Source organism: Streptomyces coryli, assembly GCF_011044975.1.
Classification (GTDB): domain Bacteria; phylum Actinomycetota; class Actinomycetes; order Streptomycetales; family Streptomycetaceae; genus Streptomyces; species Streptomyces coryli.
In genome coordinates this window covers 1-7,763 of the sequence record NZ_JAAKZV010000318.1, presented here as the reverse complement: position 1 = coordinate 7,763, position 7,763 = coordinate 1, and the positions used below count along the sequence as shown (strand labels likewise).

General features: G+C 74.6%; 6 protein-coding genes. 2 read left to right on the top strand and 4 right to left on the bottom strand.

The features are described from left to right. Positions 1 to 497: 497 nt before the first annotated feature. From G5C51_RS37790 to G5C51_RS37780, 3 genes are all read right to left on the bottom strand, one after another. Positions 498 to 1,439 (bottom strand): coiled-coil domain-containing protein, encoded by a 942-nt coding sequence (locus tag G5C51_RS37790; RefSeq protein ID WP_165244722.1) that lies wholly within the window; start codon positions 1,437 to 1,439, stop codon positions 498 to 500. A 208-nt stretch (positions 1,440 to 1,647) separates the two neighbouring features. Then, positions 1,648 to 4,179, bottom strand: a complete 2,532-nt coding sequence (locus G5C51_RS37785) for an SUKH-4 family immunity protein (protein ID WP_165244720.1) — start codon at positions 4,177 to 4,179, stop codon at positions 1,648 to 1,650. 5 nt (positions 4,180 to 4,184) lie between these two features. After that, entirely contained in the window at positions 4,185 to 5,192 is a 1,008-nt protein-coding gene (locus tag G5C51_RS37780) for an HNH endonuclease (RefSeq protein WP_165244718.1), read from the bottom strand. A 261-nt stretch (positions 5,193 to 5,453) separates the two neighbouring features. Here G5C51_RS37780 and G5C51_RS37775 point away from each other — a divergent pair, with 261 nt between their 5' ends. Both G5C51_RS37775 and G5C51_RS37770 read left to right on the top strand, forming a co-directional pair. After that, entirely contained in the window at positions 5,454 to 5,885 is a 432-nt protein-coding gene (locus G5C51_RS37775) for a YwqJ-related putative deaminase (protein WP_240930197.1), read from the top strand. Beyond that, complete coding sequence (locus G5C51_RS37770; RefSeq protein ID WP_165244714.1) at positions 5,882 to 6,409, top strand: SUKH-3 domain-containing protein; 528 nt, start codon at positions 5,882 to 5,884, stop codon at positions 6,407 to 6,409. The genes G5C51_RS37775 and G5C51_RS37770 overlap by 4 nt, the downstream gene beginning before the upstream one ends. Before the next feature lie 61 nt (positions 6,410 to 6,470). On the opposite strand, the gene G5C51_RS37765 is transcribed toward G5C51_RS37770, so the two are convergent. Next, on the bottom strand, positions 6,471 to 7,754 hold the full coding sequence (locus G5C51_RS37765; RefSeq protein ID WP_338118451.1) for a sensor histidine kinase: 1,284 nt from the start codon (positions 7,752 to 7,754) through the stop codon (positions 6,471 to 6,473). Positions 7,755 to 7,763 lie beyond the last annotated feature (9 nt).

Genomic DNA, 7,763 nt, shown 5'->3' with positions numbered 1-7,763 from the left:
GGGGTGGGGTACGCAGTACAGCGGGGCTCGACGTGGTGATGCGATGCACCGCGGGGCTAGGCAGGGGGCGAGGCGGAGTGACGCAGTGTAGCGCCGGGCGGGGGGCGGTGCGGTGCGGCGCCGGGTGCGACGACGTGACGCGGTGTACCGCCGTGCGAGGCAGGGCGGGGTGAGGCGGAGTGACGCGGCGCAGCGCCAGGCGCGGAGGTGCTGTGCGGCGCGGAGTGCATGGTGCAGCGCCGGGCGGGATGCGCGGGGCGGGACGAGGTGACGCGGTGCAGCGCCGGGCTCGACAGGGTGGGGCGAGGTGCGCGGTGCAGCGCCGGGCGTGACGGGGAGTTGCGGTGCGGTGCAGCGCCGGACCCCACGAGGTGACGCGGTGCACCGCCGGGCCGCACGAGGCGGAGTGACGCGCCTAGCCCTGCACCGCGGAGGGAGATGCCGTACAGCAGCGCCGGGCCGTCACGTTATCCACAGCCTGTGCACGACCCCGCCCCTCACTCCCCCGACCGCGACCCCGGCACCGACCCTCCACTCTCCGGTGCCCCATCCGGATGCCGCCCCGTGATCGCCGTCAAGCTGCTGCGGATGTGTTCCATGTGCGCCTGCAGCTCCTCCCTCCGGCGGTCCGCCTCCCGACGCCCCCGCTCCGCCTCGTGCTCGATGCGCTCCGCCCGCACCCGGGCCTCCGCCAGGATGTGCTCGGCGCGCGCCGCCGCCTCGTCCGCGACGGCCCGGGTGTCCTCCTCCGCGGCGGCATGCGCCGCCTGCGCCTCCGCCAGCATCCGCTGCACGTACGCCGCCCGGTCGGCCAGGTCCGCGTCCATCTGCTCGGCGCGCTCGCGCATTTCCAGTTCCAGCTCGGCCTCGGCCGCCGTCCACTCCTGCCCGGAGTCGGCGAGCATGCCCGCCGTGCGGCGGCGCATTTCCTCCAGGGCCTCCGTGGCCTCGCGGCGGTCCGCCTCGGCGGCCTCGCGGACCGTCGCCAGCAGCTCCTCCGCCTCCTGCTGCTTGGCGCCGTACGAGCCCTTGTAGCGCGCCTCCGCCTCGGCGATGAGCTCGTCGGCGTAGATCTGCGCGGTCTCCCGGGCCGCCGTCGCCGCGCCCTCCGCACCGCCGCACACCCGCTCCGCCTCCGTGCGGGCGGCATGGCGCAGCTCCGCGGCCTCCTCCTCGGCCAGCGCGAGCAGGAACTGGGCGCGGTCGCCGAGCTCCGCGAAGGACTGCTCGCCCAACGCGTCCAGCTCCGCCCTTGCCGCGACCAGCTCGGCCTCCATGTCCTTGGCCAGGACCGTAAGGCGGGCCGCACGCTCCCAGGCGGCGTCGCGCTCGTCGGCGAGGCGGAGGACCGCCGCGTCGACCTGCTCCCGGCGGAAGCCCTTGCCGCCACGGACCGTGCTGAAGCTTCCGGGCGGCCTGACTACGGCGTCTGCGCTCATTCCGCGAGCCCTTTCCTTCGTACGGCGATCCAGCTGTCGGCGGTCATCTTGCAGGATCAGAGCGAAACGGTCATAAAACGACACTCCGCGTCCTTTCCGGTCAAGGATGCACGAAAGCGCCCCGCCGGAGACCGGCGGGGCGCTTGTCGCGTGCGCGGCGGCTGAGCCGCTTCTTCTGGGTCAGGACTAGGTCAGGGCTAGGTCAGGACTAAATCAGCCCGTCCCACATCTGCTCGAGCAGCACCGACCACCAGTGGTCGGGGCCCTCCAGCGCGGCAGGGTCCAGCGCCATCAGCTGGGTCTGGAAATCAACCGTCCAGCGGCCCGCCTGATCGGGGGTAAGCCCGAACCGCAGCCGCCACATCCGGCCCAGCATCGCCAGACAGCGGGCGAACTCCGGCAGCCCGGAGTTCACGAACTGCGGCGTCTGCGACCCACCGCCCGGCGCCGCCTCCATCGGCACCGCGACGATGTGCGCGGTGCCGTACTGGACGCACAGCTGACGGCCGAAGTCATTGCCCATCACCAGATACGAGCCGGCGTCGGGCGCCGCCTGCACCCGCTGCTCTGCGGCCAGTTCGGCGAGCGTCGGCACCGGCCGGCCCGGCTGCGCCTGCGCCCAGAAGAACGGGCCGAAGTCGACCGGCAGGCCCGCCCACACGAGGTTTTGCGCGACGACGTCCGGCACGCCCTGGCGGGAGACGGCGCGCTGGTCGTAACGGTGGATGCCCTGCGGCCCGAAGGCCTGCGTCAGCTCCTGCGCGATCGCCTGCGGCGGTACGGGCGGGGCCGGCTGGACCTGCCCGCGCCCCGGCAGCGGCACCCGCTGCGGCCGCGGGCGGGCCGGGCCGTCGGCGACCTGGTGCAGCTCGCCCTGGTGCTCGATCAGGTGCTGCATGCCCTGCTGGCGCGAGGCGTGGTCGCGGCCGTACGCGGCGGTGTGCGACAGCCGCGCCTGCGGCCAGGTCTCCTTGATCATGCGGGCGCAGTAGCCGCCGGGCAGGTCGCACGGCTCCAGCTCGGTGTGCAGCTCGAGCACCTGCTGCGGCGGGATGTTCATGCCGCGCAGCTCGTGCAGGATCTGCCACTCCGGGTGCGGGGTGCCGGGCGCCGAGCGGCGCATGACCTGCTGCTCGGAGCCGTCGGTGGCGCGGTAGCGGAGCACGGCGAGATAGCCGGGACCGACCGTGGGCACGCCGGCAGGCGGCTGCGGGTAGCCGTAGCCACCGCCGCCCGGAGCGCCCGGAGGCGGCCCCATCGGAGCGCCGGGGCCCGCGCCGTGCGGCGGCGGGGGCATGCCGGGGCCACCCGGCGGCGGCCCGCCAGGACCACCAGGACCGCCAGGACCACCCGGACCGGGCGGCGGCGGAGCGCCATGCCCTGCGGGAGGTGCGCCCGGAGCACCGGGAGCGGCACCTTGCGGCGGCGGAGGTGCGCCGTGACCACCCGGAGGCGGACCGCCCGGCCCACCCGGAGCAGGCGGCGGCGGAGCACCAGGACCACCCGGCGCGGGCGGCGGAGGCTGCTGACCGCCCGGCATCGGAAGATTCCCCTCCGACTGCGGCACCAGCTGCGTCGGAATGTAAGCGCGCGCCGCGCTGTCATCGCCGCCCTGACCCTGCGAAGGCCCGGACGGAGCCGACGGGTTGGAGCGCGCGCCCGGCGTGCCCGGGGCGCCCGGAGGCGGCGGCACGCTCGGACCCGAGCCACGGCGGGCGCCGCGCGAAACGGGCGCCTCGGCCTTGCTCGTATCGGCCTCGGCAATGTCTCCGGCACCGCCGCCCGGCCGCGCGGGCGGCGGACCACCCGGCGAGCCCGGCGCACCGGGGGCTCCCGGAGCTCCCGGCGCACCCGGAGCGCTCGGCGCCCCCGGCGTCTGCCCGCCCCGCGAGGCGCCGGGCGCCCCCGGCGGAGGCGGCGGCTTCGGGCCGGAAGGACCGGCCGCCCGCTCCGGCACCGCGGGCTGCGCCAGCTGCGTCGGCGGCAGGTCCGGCGGGCCCTGCATCCGTTCGGTACGGGCCTCAGGGCGCACGCCCGCCGGCGGCGGCGGAGTGTCGTCGTCATCGGAGCCGCTCAGCGGCGGCGCGAAGACCGTGGCGGGCTGATCGGTGGAGTCGGCGTCGTTCCACTGCGCGCCACCCGAGGAGGCAGCGGCAGGCGCCGCCGGGCGCTGCGGCTCGGGCGCCGAAGGCGCGCCAGGACCGCCAGGACCGGCAGGCGCAGCCGGCCCCGAAGGCGTGCCAGGCGCGGACGAACCCGCAGGCCCGGCAGGCGCTGATGGCCCGGACGGCCCGGCGGCCGCGCCAGGCGCGCCGGCGCCCGGCCCTCCCGCCTGCGCAGGCACCCCGGCGCCACCGCCGGATCGCTCCCCCAGCCCGATCTTGTCCGCCGCCTCCTGCAGCCACTCCGGCGGCGTCAGCAGGAAGGACGTGGCCTCCAGATCCACCCGCCCCGAAGGAGCCGAAGGCGCCGGAGCCTGCCCCGACCCGTACTCCTCCTCGTACCGCCGGATCACCTCGGCGACCGGCAGCGACGGCCACAGCGTGACGTCACCCGACTCGCGGGCGATCACCATCCGCAGCTGCGAGCCCTCCACCGCGGGCCCGTCCGCGCGGTCCTCCGCCCAGGCCACGAAGCCCAGGCCGAACTCGCGCACCTTCACCTCACGGTGCTCGTACGCGGAGACACCGCCATTGACCCACTTCTCGGCGCGCTCCTGCGCCTGCGCCATAGTGACCATGCTCGTCACCCCTTCACCGGGACGGCGCGGGCGAAGCCGCCGTCCACCATCAGGTTCGCCACGGTCTCCAGCTCCGGCGGACCGCCGGCGAGCCGCTCCAGGAAGTCGTCGAAGTCGGCGCCGCAGAACAGCAGCAGCCGCTCCATCCGCTCCGCGACCGTGTACGCACCGTCGTGATCACGCGCGTCGTCGTACGGGCACAGCCACACCGAGCCGCGCCGGTCACCCTTCGTCTTGACCGCGAGCACCCCGCCCTGCAGGAAGGCGACGCCCAGGAAGTCCTTGGTCAGGTGGTCGCGCAGGCACTTGTTGGCGTAGACGATGTCGTCCATCGACGGCTCGTCCCGCAGCGTGAGGAACGGCTGGTCCACCAGCAGCCCCAGCTCCGGGTCGAGCGCCGGCGCCTTGGGCGCGCAGCCGCCGGCCGCCTTCAGGAAGGAGCGGTACGCCCCCGGCAGCCGGTATCCGAGCGTCTCCTCGGCGCCCTGCACCTGCTCCTCGGTCACCGAGACGCCGCTCGCGGGCAGCGCGAAGTGCACGGGGCGGGTCTCCTGCAGCGGGCGGGTGCCGCGCTTGTCCTGGTTCACCGCGGCCGTCGCAAGACCGCCGTGGTGGCGCAGCAGCGCCTTCACCTCGACGGGGATCAGCTCCATGCGGCGTGAACGGGCCACGTGATGCCAGGTCCAGCCGAGCGGCGTGGCCACCGGGGGCAGCCCCTCGAACAGGTCGTCGCCCTTGGCCGCCAGCGCCGCGTTCGCCGATACGTAATCGGTCAGCCGCAGCTCGTCGATGCCGAACCCGGTCGGTGGTTCGGCGATCTCGGCGGCGGCGCGGGCGTACGGCGAGAAGTCCGGGTAGCCCTCGGAGTCCACCCGCACGCCCTGCGGATAGCGGCTCGCCCGTACCGGATCCGGGAAGGTCACGACCTGCCCGGCGTAGGCGCTGTTGGGTGGCACGGCGGCTCGACCGGAAACAGCTCCGCTCGCTTGCCGGCCATCCTGGCCAGTCCTCATCGCGTTTGCCCCCTGACATCCGTGTTGCTCGAGCACAGCCTATGGGGTGTGGCCGCCGGCAGTCCCGCCCTGGTCAGCGCTATGACGGGCTTGCCTGACTTCTCACACTTGTCGGCCCCTCCCGCAAGCGCTCTCGACGTGCCGGACCTGCGGCTGTGACTTTCCACAATGTGGCAAGCTGTCGACTGCGAGACACGGGGGAGGTTGACCAGAGTTATGTATGACACTGCCGCAGATCCACGTTCCGGATGGAGCCGGCCCATGGGGCCGCCCACGCCCGTGCGCCGCCGCGACGGCATCCTGCCGGCCGTCGCCGCCGCGCTCTCGGTCCGCGGCGAGACCCTCACCTGTACCGGCTCGAAGGCCGCCCGTCCGCCCGAACTCCACCCGCTGGTACGGGAGTTCCTCGACGCGCTCGGCACCGACCGCCGCGAGCGCTGGACCGGCCGCTGCCCGGAGCCCGTCCTGCTCTCCCGCCACCTGGCCGCCACCGAGGCCACCCGCGGCAAACGCGCCGCGAAGAAACCTCTCACCACCGGCGAGGCCAAGCGCGCCCTGAAGCACGCCAAGCTCACCGCCCGCCACATCCGCGAGGACGGCGACCCGCTGCACGGCCACTTCGCCCCGCCCTGCCACTCCTGCACCGCGCTCCTCACCCACTTCGGCGTCCGGGTCCTGGACGGCCGTCAGTGACGACTGTGCCCAACCCGTCGGCGTACGACCGCAGCTCCCCGCACCGCTTCCCACCGGCCGTCGACAACATCCTGCGCACCGCCGGCTGGCACCCCGGCCGCTGGGACATAAGGCGCGCCGAGTCCTGGGCCGACGAACTCCGCGCCCACGCCTCCCCCGGCGGCCACCGCCACCAGGTCTTCCCCGCCGCCGTCGAGGCCTGGGCGGAATTCGGCACCCTCCGCATTACGGGCCCTGGCCCGGGCCTGCACGTGGCCCCGCCAGCGTTCATCATCGACCCGTCCCACGGCCGCCACCTGGCCCGCACCCTGGCCGACCTCGGCCGCTCGCTGGACACGGAGGTGGCCCCGCTCGGCGCGGAGACCTCTGGCGAGGGGCACACCCCGGCAGCGGTCCTGGCCATCGACGCCGAGGGCCGCGTCTACGCCCTGGACCACAGCGGCGACTACTACCTGGGCGCGGACATCGACGCGGCCCTGGCAGCGCTGATCACCGGCACCCTCCCGGCCCGCCTGCCGTCGTAGAGCGCCCTCTCAAGGAGGGGACGGGGGAGCGACGCGGTGACGCGGACTCCCGGCCCCGCCCCTACAGCGCCTGAGGCGCGCCCTGCAGCACCGCCGACACCCGGAAACCGCCCTCGTCCGTCGGCCCCGACACGAAGCCGCCGCCGAGACCCGCGACGCGCTCCTTCATCCCGATCAGCCCGTTGCCCCCGCTGGGCAGCCCCGCATTACGGGACCCGACCTCCGAGGGGCCGTTCACGACGAGCACAGCCACCTCGCCGCCTTCCCGATGCGCCAGCCGCACAGTCGCCGACGCCCCCGGCGCGTGCTTGTGCACGTTCGTCAGTGCCTCCTGCACCACCCGGTACAGCGTCTGCTCCACCTGCGGCGCATACGAGCCGCGCTCTCCGTCCACGGTCAGTTCCACGCGCATCCCGGCGGCCCGGGACTCCCCGATCAACTCCTCGAGGTCATCGAGACATGGGCCGCCGTTCTCCTCCTCAACGGCGACCGCCGCGCCATGAGACCGCCCCGGTCGCGCGGCGGCAGCCGACGACGAGGCCGCCGCCGACGCGTCCCCCGGCGCGATCGCGTCGCTCCGCAGCACCCCGAGCATCTCCCGCAGCTCCGTCAGCGCCTGCCGCCCCATGTCCCCGACCAGGGCCGCGTTCCGTACCGCCTTGTCCGGGTCCTTCACGGCCACCGCCTCGAGCGCGGCCGCGTGCACCACCATCAGGCTCACCCGGTGCGCCACGACGTCGTGCATGTCCCGCGCGATACGGGTCCGTTCCTCGCCCCGCGCCCACTCGGCCCGCTCCTCCGCCCGGTCCGCGAGCAGCGACAGCTCCCGCTCCAGGCCCGCGGCGCGCTCGCGCAGCGACTCGACGAGCCGGCGCCGGGCGCCGACGTAGAGGCCGAGCAGCACCGGCGGCCCGGTGATCCCGAGCGACATCAGCACGGCGACGAGCGAGACCAGCCACACCTCGGCGTGCCCGGTGTTCGCGTTCATCTCGTGGTGCATCCGCAGGAAGGTCACGATCAGCAGGCCCGCCACCGACATCGCGGCCAGCACGCCCGTGATCCGCCGCGGCACTTCTGAGGCGGCCAGGGTGTAGAGCCCGACGACCGACAGCAGGAAACCCATCTCGGCCGGCGTGATCGCGATCGCGACCAGCACCACCGCGATCGGCCACCGCCGCCGCAGCAGCAGCACGGCACCTGCCAGCACGCCGAACACCACGCCGACGGCAACGGGCAGGCCCGCCTCCCAGGCGAACTTGACCCCCTCCGCCCCGCACTCGGCGGCGGACACCGCCGCCAGCGACGCGTCCAGCACCATGGATCTGCGTCGCTCCCACCACCACACCCCCGAGTG